The sequence below is a fragment of the Mixta sp. BE291 genome (assembly GCF_031457955.1).
In the GTDB taxonomy this organism is placed as follows: domain Bacteria; phylum Pseudomonadota; class Gammaproteobacteria; order Enterobacterales; family Enterobacteriaceae; genus Mixta.
Genome location: NZ_JAVDXN010000002.1, coordinates 463,544 through 488,037, shown reverse-complemented (window position 1 = coordinate 488,037; position 24,494 = coordinate 463,544). Strand labels below are relative to the sequence as shown.

At 54.8% G+C, this 24,494-nt stretch carries 21 protein-coding genes, 1 tRNA gene and 1 pseudogene; 10 read left to right on the top strand and 13 right to left on the bottom strand.

Translation table 11 applies throughout. From position 1 onward, the window contains the following. The first annotated feature begins 450 nt into the window (after window positions 1-450). From ompC to J2X14_RS07335, 4 genes are all read left to right on the top strand, one after another. Window positions 451-1,554 carry a porin OmpC gene (ompC, locus tag J2X14_RS07350; RefSeq protein ID WP_352410559.1) on the top strand — a complete coding sequence of 368 codons (1,104 nt, stop codon included), beginning with the start codon at window positions 451-453 and terminating at the stop codon, window positions 1,552-1,554. Window positions 1,555-1,773: 219 nt separating this feature from the next. Then, window positions 1,774-2,823, top strand: coding sequence for an FAD:protein FMN transferase ApbE (gene apbE / locus J2X14_RS07345; protein WP_352410558.1), 1,050 nt, complete (start codon window positions 1,774-1,776; stop codon window positions 2,821-2,823). Window positions 2,824-2,859: 36 nt separating this feature from the next. Then, window positions 2,860-3,501: a DNA oxidative demethylase AlkB gene (gene alkB, locus J2X14_RS07340; RefSeq protein ID WP_352410557.1), complete on the top strand. Its 642-nt coding sequence runs from the start codon at window positions 2,860-2,862 to the stop codon at window positions 3,499-3,501. Window positions 3,502-3,598: 97 nt separating this feature from the next. Then, window positions 3,599-5,245 (top strand): multidrug ABC transporter permease/ATP-binding protein, encoded by a 1,647-nt coding sequence (locus J2X14_RS07335; protein ID WP_352410556.1) that lies wholly within the window; start codon window positions 3,599-3,601, stop codon window positions 5,243-5,245. A gap of 56 nt (window positions 5,246-5,301) precedes the next feature. Here J2X14_RS07335 and J2X14_RS07330 read toward each other — a convergent pair whose 3' ends face one another. Both J2X14_RS07330 and J2X14_RS07325 read right to left on the bottom strand, forming a co-directional pair. Continuing rightward, window positions 5,302-5,508 carry a hypothetical protein gene (locus J2X14_RS07330; protein WP_352410555.1) on the bottom strand — a complete coding sequence of 69 codons (207 nt, stop codon included), beginning with the start codon at window positions 5,506-5,508 and terminating at the stop codon, window positions 5,302-5,304. A 97-nt stretch (window positions 5,509-5,605) separates the two neighbouring features. Continuing rightward, on the bottom strand, window positions 5,606-6,667 hold the full coding sequence (locus J2X14_RS07325; protein WP_352410554.1) for a glycosyltransferase family 9 protein: 1,062 nt from the start codon (window positions 6,665-6,667) through the stop codon (window positions 5,606-5,608). A gap of 445 nt (window positions 6,668-7,112) precedes the next feature. Here J2X14_RS07325 and J2X14_RS07320 point away from each other — a divergent pair, with 445 nt between their 5' ends. Both J2X14_RS07320 and J2X14_RS07315 read left to right on the top strand, forming a co-directional pair. Further along, on the top strand, window positions 7,113-7,823 hold the full coding sequence (locus tag J2X14_RS07320; protein ID WP_352410553.1) for an integrase: 711 nt from the start codon (window positions 7,113-7,115) through the stop codon (window positions 7,821-7,823). Further along, window positions 7,816-8,496 (top strand): RES family NAD+ phosphorylase, encoded by a 681-nt coding sequence (locus J2X14_RS07315; protein WP_352410552.1) that lies wholly within the window; start codon window positions 7,816-7,818, stop codon window positions 8,494-8,496. The genes J2X14_RS07320 and J2X14_RS07315 overlap by 8 nt, the downstream gene beginning before the upstream one ends. Window positions 8,497-8,608: 112 nt before the next feature. Here J2X14_RS07315 and J2X14_RS07310 read toward each other — a convergent pair. From J2X14_RS07310 to J2X14_RS07295, 4 genes and pseudogenes are all read right to left on the bottom strand, one after another. Beyond that, window positions 8,609-8,776: pseudogene (locus tag J2X14_RS07310) on the bottom strand (GNAT family N-acetyltransferase); the annotation flags it as partial. A gap of 174 nt (window positions 8,777-8,950) precedes the next feature. Continuing rightward, window positions 8,951-9,027 (bottom strand) — tRNA-Pro (locus tag J2X14_RS07305). Between the two features lie 71 nt (window positions 9,028-9,098). Further along, window positions 9,099-10,850: an LPS biosynthesis-modulating metalloenzyme YejM gene (yejM, locus tag J2X14_RS07300; protein ID WP_352410551.1), complete on the bottom strand. Its 1,752-nt coding sequence runs from the start codon at window positions 10,848-10,850 to the stop codon at window positions 9,099-9,101. 20 nt (window positions 10,851-10,870) lie between these two features. Continuing rightward, window positions 10,871-11,098: a YejL family protein gene (locus tag J2X14_RS07295; protein ID WP_085071075.1), complete on the bottom strand. Its 228-nt coding sequence runs from the start codon at window positions 11,096-11,098 to the stop codon at window positions 10,871-10,873. 180 nt (window positions 11,099-11,278) lie between these two features. Between J2X14_RS07295 and yejK the strand changes: the two genes are divergently transcribed. Beyond that, the gene (gene yejK / locus J2X14_RS07290; protein WP_352410550.1) at window positions 11,279-12,283 is read left to right on the top strand and encodes a nucleoid-associated protein YejK; all 1,005 of its coding nucleotides are present in this window, start codon (window positions 11,279-11,281) and stop codon (window positions 12,281-12,283) included. Window positions 12,284-12,355: 72 nt separating this feature from the next. Here yejK and rplY read toward each other — a convergent pair whose 3' ends face one another. Together rplY and radD are read right to left on the bottom strand one after the other, a co-directional pair. Next, window positions 12,356-12,640: a 50S ribosomal protein L25 gene (gene rplY, locus J2X14_RS07285; protein WP_352410549.1), complete on the bottom strand. Its 285-nt coding sequence runs from the start codon at window positions 12,638-12,640 to the stop codon at window positions 12,356-12,358. Window positions 12,641-12,781: 141 nt separating this feature from the next. Next, window positions 12,782-14,536: a DNA repair helicase RadD gene (radD, locus tag J2X14_RS07280; RefSeq protein ID WP_352410548.1), complete on the bottom strand. Its 1,755-nt coding sequence runs from the start codon at window positions 14,534-14,536 to the stop codon at window positions 12,782-12,784. A 158-nt stretch (window positions 14,537-14,694) separates the two neighbouring features. Here radD and rsuA point away from each other — a divergent pair, with 158 nt between their 5' ends. From rsuA to J2X14_RS07265, 3 genes are all read left to right on the top strand, one after another. After that, window positions 14,695-15,399 carry a 16S rRNA pseudouridine(516) synthase RsuA gene (rsuA, locus tag J2X14_RS07275; protein ID WP_352410547.1) on the top strand — a complete coding sequence of 235 codons (705 nt, stop codon included), beginning with the start codon at window positions 14,695-14,697 and terminating at the stop codon, window positions 15,397-15,399. A gap of 41 nt (window positions 15,400-15,440) precedes the next feature. Further along, entirely contained in the window at window positions 15,441-16,643 is a 1,203-nt protein-coding gene (locus tag J2X14_RS07270; RefSeq protein WP_352410546.1) for a Bcr/CflA family multidrug efflux MFS transporter, read from the top strand. A 246-nt stretch (window positions 16,644-16,889) separates the two neighbouring features. After that, window positions 16,890-17,222: a YejG family protein gene (locus J2X14_RS07265; protein WP_352410545.1), complete on the top strand. Its 333-nt coding sequence runs from the start codon at window positions 16,890-16,892 to the stop codon at window positions 17,220-17,222. On the opposite strand, the gene yejF is transcribed toward J2X14_RS07265, so the two are convergent. Genes yejF through pdeN form a run of 5 tightly spaced genes read right to left on the bottom strand, consistent with a single transcriptional unit; the run spans window position 17,203 to window position 24,369 of the window. Continuing rightward, complete coding sequence (gene yejF / locus J2X14_RS07260) at window positions 17,203-18,810, bottom strand: microcin C ABC transporter ATP-binding protein YejF (protein ID WP_352410544.1); 1,608 nt, start codon at window positions 18,808-18,810, stop codon at window positions 17,203-17,205. The two genes, J2X14_RS07265 and yejF, sit on opposite strands and share 20 nt — an antisense overlap. Before the next feature lies 1 nt (window position 18,811). Continuing rightward, on the bottom strand, window positions 18,812-19,837 hold the full coding sequence (locus J2X14_RS07255) for an ABC transporter permease (protein WP_352410543.1): 1,026 nt from the start codon (window positions 19,835-19,837) through the stop codon (window positions 18,812-18,814). Next, entirely contained in the window at window positions 19,837-20,922 is a 1,086-nt protein-coding gene (locus J2X14_RS07250; RefSeq protein ID WP_352410542.1) for a microcin C ABC transporter permease YejB, read from the bottom strand. The genes J2X14_RS07255 and J2X14_RS07250 overlap by 1 nt, the downstream gene beginning before the upstream one ends. A 9-nt stretch (window positions 20,923-20,931) precedes the next feature. Further along, entirely contained in the window at window positions 20,932-22,737 is a 1,806-nt protein-coding gene (locus J2X14_RS07245) for an extracellular solute-binding protein (protein WP_352410541.1), read from the bottom strand. Between the two features lie 45 nt (window positions 22,738-22,782). Beyond that, complete coding sequence (gene pdeN / locus J2X14_RS07240) at window positions 22,783-24,369, bottom strand: cyclic di-3',5'-guanosine monophosphate phosphodiesterase PdeN (protein ID WP_352410540.1); 1,587 nt, start codon at window positions 24,367-24,369, stop codon at window positions 22,783-22,785. Between the last annotated feature and the right edge of the window lie 125 nt (window positions 24,370-24,494).

The window sequence follows — 24,494 nt, the reverse complement described above, 5'->3', positions numbered from 1 at the left end:
CCGGGAGGCGCATTGGCTAAATTGAGGGCAAAAAAAAGCCGGACAATCGTTGTCCGGCAGGATATAAGGGTAAAACAGCTCATTCAGGGTGAATGAAGATAATAATCAAATAAAATGATGATAGCGGGATCTATTCTATAACCTGAGTTAAGAATTTTTTTATCATTCAGTGCTGACTTAACGCTATTAGTTAACAGCCTTATAATAGATGATGAATATCTTTCTTACCAATTAGTGCGCTCTTTTTTAACGCCTTGTGCTGTTTAAAAGTTCCGCGTTATTTACATTTTGAAGCAACAATAAAATATCACGAAACAGTTTCGGAAATTTAGTAGCATTTTCTTGATGGATTATTACTTCTGGCGACTGAACAATGAGCTGTCGGATGAAAAAATAAACGTTCGGCAGGCAGTGGCAACTATAAAGCACATAATTTGAGGGTAACAAAAAATGAAACGTCACATTCTCTCCCTGATGATCCCGGCGCTGTTAGTAGCAGGCTCCGCAGGTGCAGCAGAGATTTATAATAAAGACGGCAACAAACTTGACCTGTTCGGCAAAGTGGACGGTCTGCACTATTTCTCTGACAACGACGGCAACGACGGCGACCAATCCTATATGCGCTTCGGCTTCAAAGGCGAAACGCAGATCTCTGAACAGCTGACCGGCTACGGCCAGTGGGAATATCAGGTTGCGCTGAACAACTCTGAAAGCGAAGGCACCAAAGATAGCTATACTCGCCTTGGCTTTGCCGGTATTAAATTCGGCGATGCGGGCTCTTTCGATTACGGTCGTAACTACGGCGTAATCTACGATGTCGGCGCATGGACCGACGTCCTGCCGGAGTTCGGCGGCGACACCTACGGCGCAGACAACTTCATGTTCCAGCGCGCTAACGGCGTAGCGACCTACCGCAACAACAACTTCTTCGGTCTGGTTGACGGCCTGAACTTTGCCGTGCAGTACCAGGGCAAAAACGACAGCAACCCGGAACAAGCGGGCAGCCGTAAAGCAGTCGCGCAGAACGGCGACGGCTGGGGCCTGAGCACCACTTACGATCTGGGCAACGGCCTGGGCCTGGGTGCGGCAATGTTCCAGTCTGACCGCACTAACACGCAGAACAGCGCTGCGCTTCTGGGCAACGGTGATAAAGCGGAAGCTTACACCGGCGGCCTGAAATATGATGCCAACAACATCTACCTGGCGGCGATGTACACCCGTTCTTATAACGCGACCCGTTTCGGCGACCGCGATCAGGCTGCTTATGGCTTCGCCGATAAAGCGGACAACTGGGAGCTGGTTGCGCAATATCAGTTCGATTTCGGCCTGCGTCCGTCACTGGCTTACGTGACCTCTCGCGGCAAAGATATCGAAGGGTACGGCAAACAGAACCTGAAAAAATATATCGACGTAGGCGCGACTTACTACTTCAACAAAAACATGTCTACCTATGTTGATTATCAGATCAACCTGCTGGATGACAGCCAGTTCACCGACGACGCCGGTATCAACACCGACGACGTGGTGGGCGTAGGCCTGGTTTACCAGTTCTAAATCCTTCGTGGTTTTGACAGGGCGACGCTTAGCGTCGCCTTTTTTTATGCCTTTTACGCCTGCGTTGGCCTTCCGCTGCGTCTGTTTTGCCCGTTAAGCGCCAGGTAAGGCACGTTTGTTAACTTGGCTGTGGCATAAATGGGGCAAAATGTGCCGTCGTGGTGCGCGGCTGTTACGCCGTCGCGCCGAGTAACACAACCACAGTTAAAGATGAATGTGATGAAAAAAAGCGTACTGGCGGCGGCGATGCTGTTGGGATTGCTGGTGGCTGGCTGCGATGAGCAGCAAACCTCGGCGGATAGTGGCCTGGTGCTGGCAGGTAAAACCATGGGGACACAATGGCGCGTTAGTCTGGCGGGCGTGCCAGACGATCGGCAGGAGGCGCTGCGCAGCAAAATTCAGCAGCTGCTGGATAACGATGACCATGAGCTTTCGACCTGGAAAAAGGATTCCGTGCTTTCGCGCTTTAACCAGGCGCACGATAACCGTCCGCAGCCCATTAGCCCGGAGATGGCTGATATCATCACGATGTCGCTGCGTATTGGGCGCTTAACCCAGGGCGCAATGGATATTACCGTCGGGCCGCTGGTTAATCTGTGGGGATTTGGCCCGGACAGACAGCCATCGCATACCCCTTCGCAAACGGAGATTAACGCGGCGAAAGCGCAAATCGGTCTGCAACATTTACAGGTGATTGAGCGCGCCGACGGCGCTTATTTGCAAAAAGATTTGCCGGGGCTGTACGTCGATCTCTCGACCATGGGAGAGGGCTTCGCCACCGATCACCTGGCGCGCCTGATGGAACAAGAAGGGATTAACAACTATCTGGTTTCGGTTGGCGGTGCGGTGCTGACGCGCGGTCATAACGCGGCGGGCAACGCCTGGCGAGTGGCGATTCAGAAGCCCACCGATCGGGAAAACGCCGTGCAGGCGCGGGTTGATTTGCAGGGGCACGGCATCAGCACCTCGGGCAGTTATCGCAACTATTACGAGCTGGACGGCAAACGTATTTCGCACGTTATCGATCCGCAAACCGGGCAGCCGATTGAACACCGGCTGGTCTCTGCTACCGTGATTGCTACCACGGCGCTGGAGGCGGACGGCTGGGATACCGGCCTGATGGTGCTGGGCACGGAAAAAGCCAAAGCGCTGGCGCTGCGGGAAAAACTGGCAGTCTATTTGATTACCAAAGATAAAGAGGGTTTCAGCAGCTGGATGTCGCCGCAGTTTCGCGCATTTTTGTTGCAGGACGACTCGGCCTCCCGTTAGCATGCAGCAAGGTGTACGGCTGAAAGCGGAGCGGCAATGTTAGATCTGTTTAGTGATGAAGCGCCCTGGGCTGAGCCTCTGGCGGAGGGCGCGGTAATCCTGCGACGGCGCGCCCGTGAACAGGCTGCCGATCTGATGGCGCAGATTGATGAGGTGGCCGGACGCAATCCTTTCCATCATCTGATTACGCCGGGCGGCCATCGCATGTCGGTGGCGATGACCAACTGCGGCGATCTTGGCTGGTCGAGCGATACGCGCGGCTATCAATATACCGGTGAGGATAACGCAACCGGCCGTCGCTGGCCGCCGATGCCGCAAAGCTTTCGTTTGCTGGCGCAGCGCTGCGCGCAGGAGGCGGGCTTTGACGATTTTCAGCCCGACGCCTGTTTGATTAATCGTTATGAGCCGGGCGCGAAACTGTCGCTGCATCAGGACAAAGATGAGAAGGATCTGCGTCAGCCGATTGTTTCGGTTTCACTCGGTTTACCGGCGGTGTTTCAGTTTGGCGGTTTTGAACGCGGCGATGCCGTGCAGCGCGTGCTGCTGGAGCATGGCGACGTCGTGGTGTGGGGCGGCCCGTCGCGGCTGCGTTTCCATGGCATTCTGCCGGTAAAAGCGGGCATTCACCCGCTGGCTGGCGCGTTCCGTTACAACCTGACTTTCCGCCGGGCACGATAATCATCGGTCGCGACTAATGTTGATTGAGAATTATTATTGCTATCGATTAGCTTCTCATTAAACTGCACTCTGCTTTGTTTTTTATCAGGATGCAGTTATGGAGTTGCTCTCCGTTGTTTATAAACAGTACCGCTGGCCGTTTATTGCGGTCATTGTGCTTAACCTGCTTAGCGCCGCGCTGGGCATTGGTATCATCGCTTACATCAACCGCGAACTGATTGTCAGCATCAACGCCTCGGCGGCGGTTTTGCCGACGTTTCTTGGCCTGTTGCTGTTGCTGATGGCGGTGACGCTGGCATCACAGCTGGCGCTGACGCTGCTGGGGCACCACTTTGTCTGGAAGCTGCGCGGGCAGTTTATCAAGCGCATTCTGGATACGCATATTCAACGTATTGAACAGATCGGCAGCGCCCAGCTGCTGGCCAGCCTTACCAGCGATGTGCGCAATATCACCATCGCCTTTGTGCGTCTGCCGGAACTGATTCAGGGCATTATCCTGACGATTGGTTCGGCGGCCTATCTTGCCTGGCTGTCGCCGGGCATGCTGGCGGTAACGGCCATTTGGCTGGTGGTAACCATTGTCGGCGGCTGGCTGTTGGTTTCGCGCGTTTACAGCCATCTGGCGAAGCTACGTGAGATTGAAGATAGCCTTTACGCCGATTACCAGACGGTGATTGATGGCCGTAAAGAGCTGGCGCTGAACCGTTCACGCGCGCAGCAGGTTTATGAAACCGTTTATCAGGAAGATGCCAACGCCTACCGGCATCATATTGTGCGCGCCGATACCTTCCATCTCAGCGCCATTAACTGGTCAAATATCATGATGCTGGGCGCGATCGGCATGGTGTTCTTTATGGCTAACGGGCTGGGATGGGCGAATACCGCCGTCGCCGCGACCTATTCCCTGATGCTGCTTTTTTTACGCACCCCGATGCTGCAGGCGGTGGGCGCGCTGCCGACGCTGCTCAGCGCGCAGGTGGCGTTCAATAAGCTACGCAGCTTTCAGCTGGCGGAATGGCGCGAGCCTTTCGCCGCCGCTTCCGCAATCAAAGAGTGGCAGACGCTGGAACTGCGCGACGTGGTTTTCCACTATGGCGAAAAGGGATTCAGCGTCGGCCCGATTAACCTGACGCTGAAGCGCGGCGAGCTGGTGTTTTTAATCGGCGGCAACGGCAGCGGTAAATCGACGTTGGCGATGCTGCTGACCGGTCTCTATCAGCCGATTTCCGGCACTATTCTGCTTGATGGCGAAGCGGTGACGGATAGCGAGCGCTACCGCCAGCTGTTTTCCGCGGTATTCACCGACGTGCATCTGTTCGATCGTCTTATCGGTCCTGACGCGCAGCCAGCCAGTCCGGCGCTGGTGCAGCAGTGGCTGGAGCGGCTGAAAATGCAGGACAAACTGAAGCTGGAAGGCAACAAGGTATTGAACCTGGCGCTGTCGAAAGGGCAGAGCAAGCGCCTGGCGCTGCTGCTGGCCGCAGCGGAGCAGCGGGATATTTTGCTGCTGGATGAGTGGGCCGCCGATCAGGATCCCCACTTCCGACGGATTTTCTATCGCGAGCTGTTACCCTGGCTACAGCAAAGCGGCAAAACGGTTTTCGCCATCAGCCATGACGATCACTATTTTATCCATGCCGATCGTTTGCTGGAGATGCGCGAAGGGATGCTGCATGAGTTGACCGGTAGCGAAAGAGAGAAGGCGACGCTGGATGCGGTTCAGCGCACCGATACCGGGCGTTAACCGTTGAACAACAGCCGGGACGCCAGCAACAGTGCGCGGCGCCCCGGCTGTGGCAATTAGTCGTTTGGCGGAATCGCAAACCCTTTCACCGACAGCACGAAATGTCGCTGCGTGCGGGTGATTTTCGCGCCGCGTTCGCACCAGTGGCTGGCGAGGTGGAAGAAATCATCGCTATCTATTTCCCAATCCAGCTCTACTTTGTTAACGCCAGAATGCAGCAGGGCTTCGGTATCCTGAACATTTTTTGCTTTAACAGCCGCCATAGCCTGTTTCCCGTTTCGTTGAGGTGGCAACAGGCTAGGGAAGGTTTGTGACAATAATATGGCAATAATGTGACGGAGTGGTTTTATCAGATCTTCATCACTGACCTGAAAGCGTTTTTAGCTGATTTTCAACCGGGACAGCGCTGTTTGCAGGCTTTTCGCCATCCATTAACTCGCTGATCTGTTGCCAAATATAATCGCTGGGGATAAAGGTGAAAGGCGCAGCGCAGCTGCGGTCAAGCGCGGCTGGATTGAAATCAGCGGCATAGACCACCCGATGCAGATGCCGATCCTGCACCGGTTCACAGCCATTGCTTTGCCGACGCGTAAACAGGCTGACCGTTTTCACCTGTAACGCAGTAGCGACATGCAATGTGCCGGTATCAGGCGTAATTAAAATATCGATTTCATTCAGACGATGCGCCAGCATCGGCAATGTGGTTTTGCCAATATGATTGACAACGCGCGCCGCGCACGCCTCATCCAGACCGGCTATAAAATCTTCACCCAGCTTTATTTCATGCGGCGCACCAAAAAGATGAATCTGACAATGGTTAAAACGCGCCAGCAAGCGGGGAATCAAAGGTAGAATTACGCTATTTGGCAGGTAACGATTACTTTTTGATGCGCCAAGTTGAAAACCAACGTTAATACCTTGATTCGGCTGTTTTTGTGCAATACGGCACGGGAAAAACATCTTTTTATCGTCAATATTGCAACCCAACGCTTTTACCAGCGAAAGATGATTTATTACCGGCGGTTTGGTTTTATCAATAACGTGAATATCACAGAGCGGAATGAGTTTTTTAATATCATTATTAAAATAGTGTTTGGCGATGTACCGACAGCCTGCCAGGGTGGCGGCGATCAGATCATAAGGGGTTCGGGAATGAAAACTCACCGCCAGATCAGGCTGGAATTTTTTGATTTTCGGTATGGCCTTTAACACACTAACTGTTTGATTTTCCATATAAACCACGTGATTTATATAGGCGCAGTTATCAACGATACCACGGTTTTTTTCACTCAATACCGCCATCATCTCTGCATGAGGATATTTTTCCTTCAGGCTGGCGATAGCAGGCGTGCAGAACAGAAAATCGCCAAGTAGCTTATTCGATATAATTAAAATACGCTTAACCTCAGTATCATCCAGCAATTGGATTTCTTTCTTCGGCTTCTTTTTACAGACCAACAATATTTTCTCAATGATCTTCATACGAAGATTTGAAAATGACATTTTTTACTCGCTATCGTTTAAACAGGTATGTAAGTGAAACCGATTGACGGAGGCCATAAGGGGATTTATCCGTGCCAATATTAACACAAAACGGGATGGATTTGATTAAATACCGTTTTCACAATTCTGGCTAACAATGGACTGAAATTGGTAAGCGATGATAAACCGCTGTGCTGAGCGGCGCATCTTGCTTTCCGGTAATGCTGAGTGTCGCCTCTGTTCCGATTTACTTGCATGATCGTTGTGTCGGCGCATGATGCCTGTTGCCCGGTTAAGCCTGAATTTTGTACAAAACGGGTGACAAAGCCAGCGCTCACCATATAATGAATATAACGCATATATTCATCAGGAGGCTATGATGACCATGAAAAGCAATACCACACGCCGTGATGAATCTTTATTTTATATTCAAACGGTTAACGGTAATGAGCTACATACACTCACTACCCATGCCGATTCCGAATACCTGGTCATTGATTTAGGGAAAGTAGGGCATCACCACTCAGGTTTTGATGAAACCATTAAAGTTGCGATGGGCGCTGCGGTGAATGCGGTTATCGCTTCAATGGGGCTTATCGCGCCTGGCGTACAAACACCAAAAGCGGCTAATGCGCCAGAAGTGATGAAATCCGCTGATGACGTGGCGAGAAAATTACACAGGCAAGAGCGCCTGGAGCGTAACGCGTTGCGCCGGGAACAGCTTAACGCGCACATTCTTGCTGACTCTGCGTGGCTGACAGCAAAGGAGCTATCGGAAAAAGCGCAGTTTCACAACACGAATCCCAGTGCCGGCCCTCATCGCTGGAAATCTGCGGGGCGGATATTCGCTCTGCAACTGAACGGAAAAGATAACTATCCAGAGTATGCGCTGGATGAAGGTTATCGCCCGGTACCCGTTGTTAAACAGATTATCTCCCTGTTTGGTAATAAAAAAACATCGTGGGGGCTGGCTATCTGGTTTGGAACGCCAAACAGTTGGCTTAACGGTAAAAAGCCAAAAGATGTCCTGAAAAGCATGCCTGAACAGGTATTAAAGGCGGCACAGGCGGAGGTGGATGGGGGAGCGCATGGCTGATCCTGATAATAGTGAGCAAGTTGAACGCAAAGTACCTGCTCCGAAGACTAATCTTGCCGTTAATTTTATCCGCTGGGCAGCGGGAAAGCGCATTTACAGGATCCACTCAGCGACATTCACCGCTACGCAGTTTAATCCAGGGTTGGGGAATGCACGCTTTAGTCCAATGAGTAACGGCGTACCGACGCTATATGGCGGCATCAGTACCGGCGTAGCGATTATGGAGACCCTTTTTCATGATTTACCGGTTGATACGGCTGGTCAGCCTTTCGATACCGCCAGGCTGGCAGGTAAGGTGCATTCTGTCATTAAGCCTGTTTTGCCTTTGAAACTTGCTGATTTAAACCCTAAAACGTTACGTAAAATGGGGGTGAAACGGTCTGAATTGCTGGACTCTTCAGCGGATCAGTATCCCTTTACGCGGGAGTATTCGGTAGCAATCTATACTGCTTATCCCGATGCGCACGGGCTGCAATGGTCTTCCCGGCAGCATGGCGATACCGCGCTGATGCTATTTGGTGACCGGATAACCCCAGAACAGCTGGAAGTAGAAATTGAATCGCAATCTTTACTGGATTCAGAAGCTATGCTGGATTTGATTGAGGATGAAGCAGATCAGCTGGGGCTTGTTCTGCTTGAGCCCGGCGGTGGTAATGAACCCATTCCGCCATAGAGCGCCTTCAACGATCTAAGAGATGACGCATAGTCAGTGTCGAGTGCTGAGCCTATGTTTTCGTACCATCAAATTATCGCTTATAGCGATTTGAAGTAATCGTCTTTGCGTTCTATTGAGGGAGTTTAAAGAACAATGTCCGCTGCTGAGTTTGCGATGGTTTGAAACCATAGTGAATGGAGAAATTTTTGGCTTCTTCAGTAAGTGCATGAACCATTATTGCACGTACACCAATATTCTCGGCAACCCGATAGCAACGAAGCACTGCATCATGAAGTAAAAGGGGTAGGCGTTCAAATCTAATTCAATTGTCACGGCGAACATCTGCCAGCACTATTCCGGCTAGCCGCTAATCAACGTCAGGGTTTTACCCTGGTTTTACCTTGGTTTTACCCATGCCGTTTTCTGAAAACAAAAAAACCAGCCGTAATCGGCTGGTTTTCTTAGGGAATTTTGGTCGGCACGAGAGGATTTGAACCTCCGACCCCTGACACCCCATGACAGTGCGCTACCAGGCTGCGCTACGTGCCGATATGTGACGTTATACTACCTGGAATCTCGCTAAATGCAAGACGCCCGCTTGCTAACTGCTTTATTAATAATCAGTTAGCAATAAAACGTTTTTCGTCGGTCAACACCTGCAGCAGCAACGCCAGCTGCGGCTTATGATCCTTCAGCAGCTGACCTTCACGGTTATAGGCCTGATAGCTGCCGTTGGCATTCAGCACCAGCGTAATGCGCGGTGTGGTAATAATCAGCCGATCGCTGTCCGCGCTGGTCACCCAGTCATGTCGACGTCGGGCGGCAAACAGGTCTTCCCCCTGGGAATACTCGGCGGGCGGCGTGCTGACATGCAACAGACGCTGCATCAGCGTAGCCATCACATCCTGATGATCGCTCAGCTTGCTGATGGTTTGCGCTGGCGTATTCGGCCAGTGGATCAGCAGCGGCACCTGCAGAGACCTATAGGTGTTGTCGCTCTGCTGGTCATGGAGCGTAACCGCCTGCTGAGCGGTGATCACCACGACGGTATTATCCAGCAGGCCTTTTTCCCGCAGCGTAGCGAGCACCTGGCCTATTTCGTCATCAATCTCTTTGGCGTGACGATGATAGCGCTGGGTTCGCTCTTTACCGCGCGCGGGCAGATCGCTCAGCCCACGATAGGAAACCCACGAGAACCACGGCGCATGGCCGGTTGGCAGTGAGCCAAGCCAGCGCTGCCACTGTCCGGTGGTCTGGCTATTGCTTTGGTTGCTGGCCAGCGGCAAAGAGAAATCAGCCAACAACGCCTGGCGATAAAGCGGCGAGCTAAAGCCGTCCGAGGCAAACAGGCCAAACTGATAGCCTTGCTGACTTAGCGCGCTAATAAAGGCGGAAGGGATACGTGAAGCCAGCACGCCATCCATATAGCTGGGCGAAATGCCGTAAAACAGACCAAACAGACCGCTATCCGGCGAGCTGCCAGCGGTATAGTGCTGGCTAAAGCGCACGTTCTCCTCGCCGAAGCGCGCTAAACCAGGCAGCGCTTCAGGCAAGGAATCCTGATTAAGGCCGTCAACGGTAATCACCAGCAGGTTTTGACCAGAGCCGCTGTCGCTAAAGCGAATATCGCTCAGCGGGTAGGCCACGGAAACCGCTTCCGGGTTGCCCTGTTGCACCAGACGGCGTTGATACTCCTGCGCATCCAGCAAGCCGTGCTTTTCCAGAAACCGGCGGGCGGTCATCGGATAGGAGAGCGGCAGATTCGAGCGCTGCATGGTGATCGGGCGATAGAAATTGGCGTCCGCCCAGATATAGAGCAGATGGCTGGCGAAAAAAGCGCTAATAAACAGCGCGGCCAGCGGCTTGCCGAAGCTGCGGCGGTTGAGGCTGCGCAGTTTCTGCCAGCTCCAGGTGGCAAACAGCATCTGCACCAGAAAAATAGCGGGCACGCTGATAAACATCAGCTGCCAGTCGCGCGCCATTTCGCTTTGATCGGGATTCACCACCAGTTCCCAGACCACCGGATTCAGGTGGAGATGGAAACGGTTGAACACGGTACTGTCAACCAACAGCAGCGTAAGCCCGGCGGTCGCGACAATGGCGGATAAGAAGCGCAGCAGACGCTGCGACATCACCACAAATGTGAGGGGAAAAATCAGCAGCAGGTAAGCCGCAAACACAATGAAACTGAAATGGCCGATCCAGCTGGTAAACGCGTAAATGCGTCCCGCCAGTGAACCGGGCCAGTCAGCGACCAGCAGATAACGGCTGCCCAGCAGGGTAGCAAAAATGATATTAAACAACGCGAACCAGTGCCCCCAGCTAATCATCTGGGAGACTTTTTCACGGTAGCGCTGCCGATTGGTAACCATATTTGCGGTCAGATCATCACTTAGTGGGCTTTATCTTCGCGCACTGAGGCTTGCAGCGCATCAGCGAAGGAACGGGCCAGCGCACGACGCTGTGCAGGCGCCACGCTGGTATTGATTAAATTGGTGACCATGTTTCCCAGTACCATCAGGGAAAGATCGGTTGGTGCCTGGTTTGATTCCAGCACCTGCACCAGCTGCGCGAGGATCTGCTCCACGCGTTCGTCGCTATAACGGGATGATTGTGGCATAACCTTAACTAATACGTATTGAAAAGGCGGTATCTTACCGTAAGCACGCCTTTTTTTCTGCACTTTTATCGTTTGCGGCGCGTTAAACTTCGGCAAGGCTTCCGGTTGATGAAGTCGCCGGTTGATCAAGCGGGCGCGGGGTGTTTGAATACGCGCCTGAAGCTTAAAGGAGAGTCTAACATGAGTCTGGATATCAACCAGATTGCCCTGCATCAGTTGATCAAACGTGATGAACAAACGCTGGAGCTGGTGCTGCGTGATAGCCTGTTGCCCACCACCCAGGCCGTGTCGGAACTGGTGGAGGAGCTGCACCGGGTCTACAGCGCGAAAAGCAAGGCGCTTGGCCTGTTTAATGCCGAGAGCGAGCTGGCGCAAACGCTGCGCGAATGCCGTGACGGTCAGCAGGATTTTCTGGCCTTCAGCCGCGCCGCAACCGGTCGCCTGCGCGATGAACTGGCGAAATATCCTTTTGCCGACGGCGGCATCGTACTGTTTTGTCACTACCGTTATCTGGCGGTGGAATATTTACTGATCGCGGTGCTGAACAGCCAAAGCAGCATGCGCGTTAATGAGCAGCTGGATATCAGCAGCGTTCACTATCTGGATATCAACCACGCCGATATCGTGGCGCGCATCGATTTAACCGAATGGGAAACCAATCCGGAATCCACGCGCTACCTGACCTTTTTACGCGGACGCGTGGGGCGTAAGGTCGCCGATTTCTTTATGGATTTTCTGGGCGCCAGCGTTGGGCTGGATACCAAAGCGCAAAACCGGGGATTGTTACAGGCGGTGGACGACTACTGCGCTGAATCGAGCCTGGATAAAGCCGAACGGCAAAACTATCGCCAGCAGGTCTACAGCTATTGTAACGAGCAGCTGCAGGCGGGCGAGGAGATTGCGATTGAAGAGCTGGCGCGCGAATTGCCGCCGCTGGGCGAAAAGAATTTCCAGACCTTCACGCAAGAGCAGGGCTACGAGCTGGAAGAGCGTTTCCCGGCGGATCGCAGTACGCTGCGTCAGCTGACGAAATTTGCCGGCAGCGGCGGCGGGCTGACCATCAACTTTGATGCGATGCTGTTGGGCGAGCGTATCTTCTGGGATCCGGCGACCGATACCCTGACGATCAAAGGCACGCCGCCGAACCTGCGCGATCAGCTACAGCGCCGCACCAGCGGGAAGTAAACGCGTGTTTTGCCTGATGCGCAGGCATAAAAAAACGCCGCAGATGCGGCGTTCTTTTCGATCCGTTGGCGATTAAGCGCGAACGAAGTCGATGTGGTGCAGTTTCGGCTTGAACGGGTGACGCTGTACAGCCTGAACTTTAACCTTGGTTTCTTTACCATCGATGTTCAGAACCAGAACGTCGTCGTAAAAGCCAGGCTTAGCCTGCATGTTCATGACAGAGTCGTGATCCAGTTCGATGGAAACAGCTGCTTCCTTGCCACCGTAAACGATAGCCGGGAATTTGTTAGCTGTACGCAGGCGGCGGCTCGCACCCTTACCCTGCTCTTTACGTTCAGTTGCATTGATAGTAAACATAATTACTCTCTTCAATAGATGATTCCTGCTACAGGCGACCCAGCAGCAGGTGGGATTGTTCAGCTTTTGTCAGACAAAAGCGCGCGGCATTATAGCGATGTTTGGCGGCCGGGGCAAACGTAAGTGGCTCCCGCGCCGCCGTTAGCGCAGCTCGTTGGCGCGACGATAGCGTCCCTGATAATCAAACACCTTTTCGCGCACCTGCCAAAATTGCCCACGTGCGCGTGCCACAACAAAATCGGGATGGCGCAGCAGCGGCTGTAGCGCCACCACATCGTGGGCGGTTTGCCAGCCGAGCGGCACGCCGGGGGCGCGCTGATGGGGACGCATAAACAGCTGCTCAAAAGCGGTACGCTGCGCGGGCGTTTGCAGGCGGAAGCGTTCACTGACGCTGGTGCCATCCTCATCGTAATAGGTGGCTTTCAGCCATTCGCCTTTATCGTCGCGTCCCGCCTCAAGCGTCATGCCGCCGCAGCGTAGCACCAGCGCATCCTTAAGCTTCAGCGCCGCCTTCAGCATATCGTCGGGATCCACCAGCACCGCATCGCACTCATGGCAACGGCGCGCGGCAATGTCGTTTTCCGCGTTGCAGTGCGGGCAGCTTTTAAAGCGAAAGCGGTAGTCGCACTGTTCACGATCGCCTTCATCATCTTCCAGCACGCCCTGACAGCGGCGGCCAAAATGCTCAATCACCATGCCGTCGGCGGTGGTTTTGCCCCAAAAAGTATTGGCGAAGCCGCAGGCCGGACAGAAAACCTGCACCGGCTGATTATCGCTCTGGCCTTTGGGTGCGCCCACTTCCGGCGTAAACAGGTCGTGCGGATTGCCAGCATAATCCAGAATCAAACAGTCGCTTTTGCCCTCGCACAGGCGCAGCCCGCGTCCGACAATCTGCTGATAAAGGCTCACCGATTCGGTCGGGCGCAAAATCGCAATCAGATCGACGTGCGGCGCATCGAAGCCGGTGGTTAATACCGCAACGTTGACCAGATATTTAATCTGCTGTTGTTTAAAGGCGGTAATTAAGGCGTCGCGCTCCGGCCCCGGCGTATCGGCGCTGACCAGCGCTTTGCCTTCTGGCAGCAGCGACAGCACCTCTTTGGCATGTTCCACCGTGGCGGCAAAAATCATCACGCCTCGGCGATCGGCGGCGAACTCAACGATTTGGCTAATAATATGCGGCGTAATGCGCGTCTGCTGTTTCAGCTCACGGTTAAGATCGGCTTCAGAAAACAGGCCGTTCGCCTGCGCGCTCAGGCGGCTGAAATCGTATTGCACCACCGGCATATCCAGCCGCTCCGGCGGTACCAGAAAGCCGTGCTTGATCATATAGCGCAGCGGCAGCTCATAAATGCAGTCATGAAACAGGGCGCGTTCATCGCCACGCACCATGCCATGATAGTGAAAGCGATAGATCCAGCCCTTGCCGAGACGGTAGGGCGTCGCGGTCAGCCCCAGCAGGCGCAGCTGAGCATTATGCTGGCGCAGATGCGTCAGGATCTGCTGATACTGGCTATTTTCATCGTCGCCGATGCGATGGCATTCATCGACAATCAGCAGCGAAAAAGCGCTATCGAACAGCGGCAGGTTACGCGCCACCGACTGCACGCTGCCAAACACCACCTTGCTTTTACTCTCTTTACGCGCCAGCCCGGCGGCGAAAATATCCGCCTCCAGCCCCAGCGCCAGATATTTGCTGTGGTTTTGCGCCACCAGCTCTTTTACATGCGCCAGCACCAGCACGCGTCCGCGCGCCAGCCGCGCCAGTTCAGCGATCACCAGACTTTTACCGGCGCCGGTGGGCAGCACGATAACCGCAGGCTGTTGGGAACGACGGAAGTGGTTAAGCGTAGCTTCAACCGCTTCCTGTTGATAAGGACGCAGAGTAAACGACATGAGCAGAATAGATTTTGGAAACCGGTCCACATTATGCCATGAAAGCGGGTGAAACGGCATTTCACTCTGTCCGCTGCTGGCAACTCCCGGTATACTTAGCGCTCTTCATGCGCCAGAGGCGTATCTCTCCAGGTCAGACAACAGGCACCAACACAGCAATGCGACTTGATAAATTTCTTTCTCAACAACTGGAAGTGAGCCGGGCCATCGCCGCGCGGGAACTGCGGGCTAAACGCGTAACGGTAGACGGCGAAATTGTACGCGACGGGGCATTTAAAGTGCAGCCGGAACACCAGGTAGAATATGAAGGCAATCTGCTCCAGCTTCAGGTCGGGCCACGCTATTTTATGCTGAACAAGCCGCAGGGCTATGTCTGTTCCACCGACGATCCCGATCATCCTACTATTCTCTATTTTATTGAGGAGCCAACCGCCTGGAAACTGCATGCGGCAGGGCGTCTCGATATTGATACCACCGGGCTGGTTCTGCTCACCGACGACGGCCAGTGGTCGCACCGCATTACCTCGCCGCGCCACCATTGTGAAAAAACCTATCGGGTGACGCTGGAGCATCCACTGCGGGAAGATACCGCGCAGCTGTTTGCTGAAGGCGTACAGCTGCACGGCGAAAAAGACCTGACCAAACCGGCTACGCTGGAGGTCATTAGCGATACGGAAGCGCGTCTGACCATCAGCGAAGGGCGCTATCATCAGGTAAAACGCATGTTCGCCGCGATCGGCAACCATGTGGTGGCGCTGCATCGCGAGCGCATCGGCGAGATTACGCTGGATGACGATCTTGAGCCGGGCGAATACCGTCCGCTAACGGAAGAAGAGGTCGCCAGCATCGGCGCGCCGCGTTAATCATCACGCCCTGGGGCAGAAGCTGAAAGAAGGAATTGAAGTTGCGTAAGGAAAAGAACTCATCGATCGGGCTGGTGGTTATTCTCGGCCTGCTGGCAATGTTAATGCCGTTATCGATTGATATGTATTTACCGGCGATGCCGCAGATCGCCAAAGAGTTTGGCGTCAGTGCCGGCAGCGTTCAAATGACGCTTAACCTCTATATCCTGGGCTTTGCGCTGGGGCAGCTGGTGTATGGCCCGCTGGCGGACAGTTTTGGCCGCAAGCCGGTGATCACCATCGGCACCCTGATTTTCGCGCTGGCGGCGGCGGCCTGCGCCCTGTCGCAAAGCGTTGAGCAGCTGATTAATATGCGTTTTCTCCATGGCCTGTCGGCGGCGGCGGCCAGCGTGGTGATTAACGCGCTGATGCGTGATTCTTTCTCGAAAGAGGAGTTTTCGCGCATGATGTCGTTTGTGATGCTGGTTACCACCATTGCGCCGCTGCTGGCGCCGATCATCGGCGGCTGGCTGCTGATCTTGTGGAGCTGGCACGCCATCTTCTGGAGCCTGTCGCTGGCGGCGCTGGCGGTGACGCTGATGGTCGCGACGCAAATTCGTGAAACGCTGCCGAAAGAGCAGCGCCAGCGGTTTCATTTACGTACTACGCTGCGCAACTTTTTGTCGCTGTTCCGTCATAAGCGCGCCTTCAGCTATATGATGGCCAGCGGCTTCTCTTTTGCCGGGCTGTTCTCCTTCCTGAACGCCGGGCCGTTTGTCTATATTGAAATCAACCACGTCTCGCCGCAGAACTTCGGTTACTACTTTGCGTTAAATGTGGTGTTTCTGTTTATCATGACGCTGATTAACAGCCGCTCGGTACGCCGCTTTGGTCCGCTGGCGATGTTCCGTTTTGGCCTGCTGATCCAGTTTGCCATGGGCATCTGGCTGCTGGTGGTGAGCGCGTTTGACCTTGGTTTTCTGCCGCTGGTGTTTGGCGTGGCGATGTTTATCGGCTGCGTGGCGATGGTGGCGTCTAACGCGATGGCAGTGATTCTGGATGAGTTTCCCCATATCGCGGGCACCGCCTCGTCGCTGGCGGGCACGCTGCGCTTTGGCGTGGGCGCGCTGGTGGGGGCGGTATTATCGATGGCTAATTTTACCAGCGCCTGGCCGATGGTGTGGTCAATCGCGCTGTGCGCCACCTGTTCGCTGCTGCTTTATGGCTACGCCAGCCGGGCGCATAAAGCAGGGCAGACGCGCTAAATCCTTTCAGGGCCTGGAAAAAAGGCGATTTGTTGATTATATGTAAAAGTATACGTGTGTAAAAGTTACAGGAATGCAGCAAAAGAGGTTGTGCCTGTTTCCTGAACGCGGTACATATAGCAGCAAAATGAGAGCTAACTCTCAAAATGCCGTAACAAGAAAACGCTCGTCACGCTATGCGAACCGGCGCAGTTATTTGCCGAAGACGCAGCGAACCGCGAGCATCAGGTGCCCTGGGGATTGCATTTGAACACTTTACAATTATCGATTGTACACCGTTTACCACAAAGCTATCGCTGGGCGGCTGGTATGGCCGGCGGAGCGATAGAACTGAATACGCTGGCGGCCGATGACGATCTGATCGGTCTGCGGCTGCTGAGCCATGATGGCGCGCCCGCCTGGGATGTGATGCAGAAGATGCGTCTGATGCTGGCAGATATTCAGGTGGAATGCGCCATTGTGGAATGGCAGGGCGAGCCCTGCCTGTTTGTACAGCGCAGCGACGAAAGCGCCGCCGCGGTGCGTCTGAAAAACCAGGGCGTCGCGATCGCTGAAACCTTTACCGCGCAGCCGCTTTGATCGCCGCCGTCAGCAGCTGGCGCGTATATTCCTGCTGCGGTGCGGCAAACACCGTGGCGCAATCACCTTGCTCAACCACCTCTCCCTGCTGTAATACCACCACCTGATGGCATAGCGAACGCACAACCTGCAAATCGTGGCTGATAAAAATATAGGCCAGGCGATGCTGCTGCTGGAGTTTCTTCAACAGCGCCAGAATCTGCTTCTGTACGGAACGATCCAGCGAAGAGGTCGGCTCATCCAGAATCACCAGTTCCGGCTGCAGGATCAACGCGCGGGCGATAGCGATGCGCTGGCGCTGACCGCCGGAAAACTCCGCCGGATAACGATGTCGGGTCGCGGGATCCAGCCCGACCTCGCGCATCGCCTCAATCACCTGTTGCTCCCGCTGCTGCGCCGTCAGCGCCGGTCGATGAACCTGCAAGCCTTCTTCAATAATCTGCACCACGTTCAGGCGTGGATTGAGCGAAGAGTTAGGATCCTGAAAAACCACCTGCAGCCGTGGCCGCCAGGGCAACATTTGTCGGCGGCTTAGATTTTGTAGCGGCTGACCGGCGAAGACGATCTCGCCCTGCGAGGCGATCAGCCGTAGCAACGCCAGTCCGGTGGTGCTTTTACCGGAGCCGGATTCGCCCACCAGCCCCAGGCTTTCGCCAGGCCGCAGGCTAAAGCTCAGATTTTTCAGCGCCTGATATTGATGCGTAGTACGGCGCAGCAGGCCGCGTTTTACCGCAAAAGCAACCTGAAGCTGATTGACCTGCAACAGCACGGGCTGGCTGACGTCAACCGGCGCGGGACGGCCACTCGGCTCGGCGTCAATCAGCTGGCGCGTATAGGGATGCTGCGGCGCGGCAAACAGGCGATCGCAGCGGTTATGCTCCACGCCTTTGCCGTTTTGCATCACGCTGACGCTGTCCGCCAGCTGGCGCACAATATTCAGATTGTGAGTAATAAACAGCAGCCCCATATTCAGCTCGCGCTTCAGCTCTTTCAGCAGCGTCAGAATCTGCGCCTGCACTGTCACATCCAGCGCCGTGGTAGGCTCATCGGCAATCAGCAGATCGGGCTGGGTCAGCAGCGCCATGGCGATCATAACGCGCTGGCGTTCGCCGCCGGAAAGCTGATGCGGGTAGTCAGCCAGGCGCGCCCGCGCGTTACGGATGCCGACCCGATCAAGGCAGCTCAGCATTTCACCGCGCGCCGCTTCGCGCCGCATGCCCCGATGCAGCGACAGCACCTCATACAACTGTTTTTCCAGCGTATGCAGCGGATTAAGCGACACCATCGGCTCCTGAAAAATCATCGCTATCCGGTTGCCGCGCAGCCGTTGCAGCGTGCGTTCATCGGCGCGCAGCAGATCCTGACCTTCAAACAGGATTTCGCCCTGCGGCCAGACCACCGGCGGCGAAGGCAGCAGGCGCATGACCGACAGCGCGGTGACGCTTTTGCCTGAGCCGGATTCGCCGACCAGCGCCCGCGTTTCACCCGCCTCAACCGTTAAACAGAGATCGTCCACTACCCGCTGTTCGGTCGCGCCGTGGCGAAACGCGATGCTGAGATGATTGATACTAAGCAGAGGAGAAGCCATATCAGGAGACCTTAGCCGGATCGAAGGCGTCACGGACCGCTTCGCCGATAAAAATCAGCAGCGACAGTAAAATAGCCAGCGTGAAGAAGCCCGCCAGACCGAGCCACGGCGCCTGCAAATTGTTTTTTCCCTGCAGCAGCAGCTCGCCAAGCGAAGGTGAGCCGAGCGGCAGACCAAAGCCGAGGAAATCAAGCGAGGTCAGAGTGGTGATCGAGCCGCACAAAATAAACGGCAGCCAGGTTAACGTTGCGACCATCGCGTTGGGCAGGATATGCCGCAGCATAATCCGGCCATCGCTAACGCCCAGCGCAGTCGCCGCGCGAATATAGTCAAAGTTGCGCGTGCGCAGAAATTCAGCGCGCACCACGCCAACCAGACTCATCCAGCCAAACGCCACGGTGATCGCCAACAGCCACCAGAAGCCGGGCTGGATAACGCTGGAAAGCAGAATAATCAAAAACAGCGTGGGCATTCCGGACCAGACTTCGATAATCCGCTGACCAAACAGATCCACCTTGCCGCCAAAATAGCCCTGTACCGCGCCAACCGTGATGCCGATCACGCTGGAGATCAGCGTCAGCATCAGGCCAAACAGCAGAGAAATACGCGTGCCATAGAGGATGCGCGCCAGCACGTCGCCGCCGTTGGCATCGGTGCCAAGCCAGTTCTGCGCAGAAGGCGGAGAGGGGAAGGGGACGGTGGTAGCGAAATTAATGGTGTTATCATCAAAGCGGATCGGCGCCCAGAGCGCCCAGCCATCCTGCGCCAGCCGCTGTTTCAGCCAGGGATCCTGATAATCCGCGGCGGTGGCGAAAGGCCCGCCAAAATCGCTTTCGCTGTAGTTCACCAGCAGCGGCACGTACCAGCGATTTTGATAATGCGCCAGCAGCGGTTTATCGTTAGCCAGCAGCTCTGCGCCCAGACAAAGTACAAAGATCAGCGCGAACAGCCACAACGACCAGTAGCCGCGGCGGTTGTGCCGGAAACGTTGCCAGCGTGCCTGATTTACCGGACTCAAACGGCTCATTAGCGTCCCTCAAAATCGATGCGTGGATCGACCAGCGTATAGGTAATGTCGCTGACGATATTCAGCAGCAGGCCAATCAGCGTAAAGATATACAGCGTACCGAACATCACCGGGTAGTCACGTTGAATGGTGGCCTCATAGCCCAGCAGGCCAAGGCCGTTTAGGGAGAACATCACTTCAATCAGCAGCGAGCCGGTAAAAAACATACTGATAAAGGTGGCGGGGAAACCGGCAATCACCAGCAGCATGGCGTTGCGAAACACGTGACGATAAAGGATCTTGCGCTCATCCAGGCCTTTGGCGCGCGCGGTTACCACATACTGTTTGCGAATCTCATCAAGAAAGGAATTTTTAGTCAGCATGGTTAAGGTGGCGAAACCGCCGATTACCGTCGCCAGCACCGGCAGCGTAATATGCCAAAAGTAATCGGCAATCTTGCCGTACCACGGTAGCGTGGCAAACTGCGATGAGGTCAGGCCGCGTAGCGGAAACCAGTCCAGATAACTGCCGCCAGCAAACAGCACAATCAGCATGATGCCAAACAGAAAGGCGGGGATGGCGTAGCCCACGATAATCAGCGTACTGCTCCAGATATCAAAGGCGCTGCCGTTGCGCACCGCCTTTTTAATCCCCAGCGGAATCGACACCAGATAAATAATTAACGTACTCCACAGGCCAAGGGATATTGAAACCGGCAGGCTATCTTTGATCATCTGGATCACCGAGGCGCTGCGAAACAGGCTGTCGCCAAAATCGAAACGAATATAATCTTTCAGCAGCGTGAAGTAACGTTCGTGCAGCGGTTTATCAAAACCGTAGCGTTTGGTGATCTCCGCAACGATTTCCGGATCGAGACCGCGCGAGCCGCGATACTGACTGTCGCCAGGCGAGCTGTTGAGTATCGCCCGGCTGTTTTCCGCGCCGCCGCCGCCGGGCAGGCCGGACGTCTGGCCGAGCTGCGCATTGGCCAGCGCCTGCTCAACCGGGCCGCCGGGCGCAATCTGCACAATAAAAAAGTTCAGCGTGATGATCGCCCACAGCGTGGGAATAATCAGCAGTAAGCGACGAATCAAATAAGCGCCCACATTCACTCCTTAACGCCGCTGGGCCGGTAGTTTTTCGGCCTTGTTCACATCGTACCACCAGCTCTCCAGCCCGACGGAAAAGGCGGGCGTCACGGCCGGATGGGAAAATTTGTTCCACCAGGCGTAGCGATCGCTGGCGCCATACCACATCGGAATCATGTAATAGTTCCACAGCAGCACGCGATCCAGCGCGCGTCCCAGCGGCAGCAGCGCCGCTTTGTCGCCCTGGTGCGCCAGAATGCGGTCGATGAGCGTATCCAGTACCGGGCTTTGCACGCGCGCCTTGTTCCAGGAGGAGTCAATATAGGCGGACTGCCAGGACTGACTAAGGTCGCTGTTTGGCCACGGCGTAGCGTAATAGTACCCTGGCGTCATATCATAATCGCCATGTCGCAGCCGACGCAGATACTGTGAGCTATCTATCTGACGAATATCCATGCGGATGCCCAGGCGCTGTAAATTGTGCTGGAAGGGCAACACCCAGGCGATATTGCCTGCGCTCGGCAACAGCAGCTCAAAGCGAAACGGCTTTCCGGCATCGTTGACTAACTGCTGGTTTTTAAGCTGCCAGCCCGCCTGTTGCAGCAAGGTCAGCGCCTTCAGCAAATTAGCGCGATCGTAGCCGCTGCCATCGCTACGCGGCGGTTGATAGCGTTCGCTAAACACCTCATCGGGGATTTGGCCTTTGTAGGGGGCCAGAATCGCCAGTTCGGCGGCATCCGGGTAACCCTGTGCGGCATACTCGGTATTCTGGAAATAGCTGCTGGTGCGCAAATAAGATTGGTAAAACAGCGCTTTGTTCATCCATTCAAAATCGAAAGCCAGCGTTAACGCCTGACGCACGCGACGATCGCTGAACAGCGGTTTTTCATTGTTAAACGCCAGCCAGGCCGCATCGGTAGCAACCTCGTTCGGTCGCGCCTCTTTCACAATTTGCTGCTGTTCAAAGCTGCCGCCGCGGTACTGCGTCGCCCAGTTTTTTGCTGAGACTTCCTGGCGATAGTCGTAGGCGCCCGCTTTAAACGCCTCGAAAGCGACGTTGTCATCCAGATAATAGTCGTAGCGGATAGTATCGAAATTAAAGCGCCCTTTATTTACCGGCAGGTCGGCGGCCCAGTAATCTTTAACGCGTGAGTAAGTAATATACTGACCAATTTTATACGCGCTGATGCGGTAAGGGCCGCTGGAAAGCGGCGGATAGCCCAGCGGCTCGTTGAACTTACGCGACTGCCAGAACTTCTCCGGCAGCACCGGCAGACTAAACAGCCCCAGCATCAGGCTCTTATCCGCTTTCGGCAGCTCAATGCGCACCGTCAGCCGTGAAATCGCTTTTACCGTCACGCCTTTATAGATCAGGCGAAATGAGGTTATCCCTTCGGTCATAAACTTGTTAAAGGTAAAGGCGACATCCTGCGCGGTAACCGGGGAACCGTCATGAAAACGGGCGCGTGGATTAAGGGTAATTTCCGCCCACTTAAAATCGGCAGGGTAGCGAGCATATTCCGCAATCAGCGGATAGTAGCTGCCGATTTCATCTTCTGAGTTGGTAAACAGCCGATCGTACAGCGTTAACGTGCCTTCGCCAGGATAGCCGCGTGAGGCGAAGCGGTTAAAGTTATCGTAATTGCCCACCACCGCCAGCGTGATTTTGCCGCCTTTTGGCGCGGCCGGATTGGCATAATCGTAATGGGTGAAATTAACGGTATATTTCGGCTCGCCCAGCTCGGCGAAAGCGTAGCCGTCATGAATAATTTCCGCCTGCGCCGTGGGCGCTGCGGCGATAAAAACGGCCAGGATAAGCAGAAGACGTAACATTGAATCGGTGATCTCCCGGACAAACAGGCGGCACGGCGGCCGCCATCAAGCATCTGCGCGCTGGCGCGGGTCGGCCTGCTGCTGCTGTAGATAGCGAATAAGCTGCTCAGGCGGTAAGGGGCGACTGAACAGGTAACCCTGCAAATGGCTAACGCCGCGCTTAATCAGCCAGGCGGCCTGTTCCTCCGTCTCCACACCTTCGGCAACGGTTTTCAGGTTTAGTTTACGCGCCAGCGTCAGCACCGTATCCAACACCGGCGAGGTCACGGTTTCCATGCCGATGCTCTGCACAAAGCCGCGATCGATTTTTAAATAGTCGAAGCTGAATTTTTCCAGGTAAATTAGCGCGCTGTGACCGGTGCCAAAGTCGTCGATGGCGATGGTAATCTGCTGCTGGTGCAGCCAGTCAAACACTGCCGGGACATTTTGTCCTGCTACCATGGTGCGTTCGGTAATCTCAAACACATAGCTGAAATGAGCGGGCGGCATGGCGGCAAGCCACGCGTTGACATCCTGGCGAAAACTGTCGGCAGAGAGATGCCCTGGTGCGATATTCAGCCCCATCGTGGTGCCCGGCGGCAGATAACAACGGAGCAGCTGTGCATCCTGCGCCACCAGCCTGAACAGATGCTGCGTCAACGGCACAATCATATTCTGGCTTTCGGCGTAGGTGATAAAGGCATCGGGTGGAATCGGGCCGGTAAGCGGATGCGTCCAGCGCAGCAACGCTTCCAGTCCGTAGACGCGCCCCGATGAGGCTTCGATCAACGGCTGATAAACCACATGAAATTCGTTACGCTTGATGCCCAGTAAAATCTCTTTGCCGGGGCGGCGACGCAGTAAAAAGAGCAGCCAGCAGGCGGACGCGACTATCACCGCCAGCAGCAGACCGGCAAGTAACACAAAAGCGATATCGCGTGCCGTAAGATCTTTGCCGTACAGATAGAAAGTTAACGCGTAGCCCGGCAGGGTAAACTGACGCAGTGCGTGAGCGGGCAAGGTAGTGCGGGGAACCAGCGTATTACTCCAGGTAAGCAGCGCCTTATCGCCGGAGACGATGACCAGCCCGTCGAGGTTCTCCTGCCGCGCGGCCAGCAGCAGCAGCGGCGTCATATTCACATCCAGCGTTGCGAGGAGGCCCTGATTGCTGGCATCGGGATGCTGCAGCCACAGCAGGATCGCGGGTCGGTGAGGAAGCATAGGCGTACCGCCAACCAGCGCGATATCATGCGGGCGTGACAGCATCAGAGAATGGGCGAAATTACGCACCGGCAACTGAAACGCGCCGGTAGCCGACGAGCACCAGGCCTGACCATTGCGTACCAGAATCAGAGTGCGGATATCGCTGGTAAAGGCGGCGCGGGAAGTGAGTTCGCTGCCGATGCGCTGGCAATTGCTGTCGGTATATTTCAGCAGCGGCAGCAGGCTTTTTTCCAGGTTATTAAACAGATCCTGCATATAGGCCTTGCTGGCGCTTGCCAGCTGGTCATGCTGCTGCGCGCGTTTGTGTTGAATAATAAACAGCGTAACGGCGCTAAAAACAAAAAAGAAAATGAGACCCAAAACGGTACTGATCCAGGCTATCCGGCGCGGATGATCCGCTTGGCGCTTTATAACTTTGGACAATGGCATTGGGCATACTCTCCCGCTTTAGCCTTTTTGTTGTAAGAATGAGTACAGCCAGCATCTGATAATAAGCAAGGGAGAATATAACGAGTGAGACGTGATGTCTTGTTATTCTGCTGCATTGCTTTTTA

Excerpts from the sequence above, each read along its gene's own strand:
- pdeN (WP_352410540.1), bottom strand. The coding sequence starts at position 24,369 with ATGCCATTGTCCAAAGTTATAAAGCGCCAAGCGGATCATCCGCGCCGG.
- J2X14_RS07335 (WP_352410556.1), top strand. The coding sequence starts at position 3,599 with ATGGAGTTGCTCTCCGTTGTTTATAAACAGTACCGCTGGCCGTTTATT.
- rplY (WP_352410549.1), bottom strand. The coding sequence starts at position 12,640 with ATGTTTACTATCAATGCAACTGAACGTAAAGAGCAGGGTAAGGGTGCG.
- apbE (WP_352410558.1), top strand. The coding sequence starts at position 1,774 with ATGAAAAAAAGCGTACTGGCGGCGGCGATGCTGTTGGGATTGCTGGTG.
- alkB (WP_352410557.1), top strand. The coding sequence starts at position 2,860 with ATGTTAGATCTGTTTAGTGATGAAGCGCCCTGGGCTGAGCCTCTGGCG.
- ompC (WP_352410559.1), top strand. The coding sequence starts at position 451 with ATGAAACGTCACATTCTCTCCCTGATGATCCCGGCGCTGTTAGTAGCA.
- J2X14_RS07320 (WP_352410553.1), top strand. The coding sequence starts at position 7,113 with ATGAAAAGCAATACCACACGCCGTGATGAATCTTTATTTTATATTCAA.
- J2X14_RS07255 (WP_352410543.1), bottom strand. The coding sequence starts at position 19,837 with ATGAGCCGTTTGAGTCCGGTAAATCAGGCACGCTGGCAACGTTTCCGG.
- yejK (WP_352410550.1), top strand. The coding sequence starts at position 11,279 with ATGAGTCTGGATATCAACCAGATTGCCCTGCATCAGTTGATCAAACGT.
- yejM (WP_352410551.1), bottom strand. The coding sequence starts at position 10,850 with ATGGTTACCAATCGGCAGCGCTACCGTGAAAAAGTCTCCCAGATGATT.
- J2X14_RS07330 (WP_352410555.1), bottom strand. The coding sequence starts at position 5,508 with ATGGCGGCTGTTAAAGCAAAAAATGTTCAGGATACCGAAGCCCTGCTG.
- radD (WP_352410548.1), bottom strand. The coding sequence starts at position 14,536 with ATGTCGTTTACTCTGCGTCCTTATCAACAGGAAGCGGTTGAAGCTACG.
- rsuA (WP_352410547.1), top strand. The coding sequence starts at position 14,695 with ATGCGACTTGATAAATTTCTTTCTCAACAACTGGAAGTGAGCCGGGCC.
- J2X14_RS07295 (WP_085071075.1), bottom strand. The coding sequence starts at position 11,098 with ATGCCACAATCATCCCGTTATAGCGACGAACGCGTGGAGCAGATCCTC.
- J2X14_RS07315 (WP_352410552.1), top strand. The coding sequence starts at position 7,816 with ATGGCTGATCCTGATAATAGTGAGCAAGTTGAACGCAAAGTACCTGCT.
- yejF (WP_352410544.1), bottom strand. The coding sequence starts at position 18,810 with ATGGCTTCTCCTCTGCTTAGTATCAATCATCTCAGCATCGCGTTTCGC.
- J2X14_RS07245 (WP_352410541.1), bottom strand. The coding sequence starts at position 22,737 with ATGTTACGTCTTCTGCTTATCCTGGCCGTTTTTATCGCCGCAGCGCCC.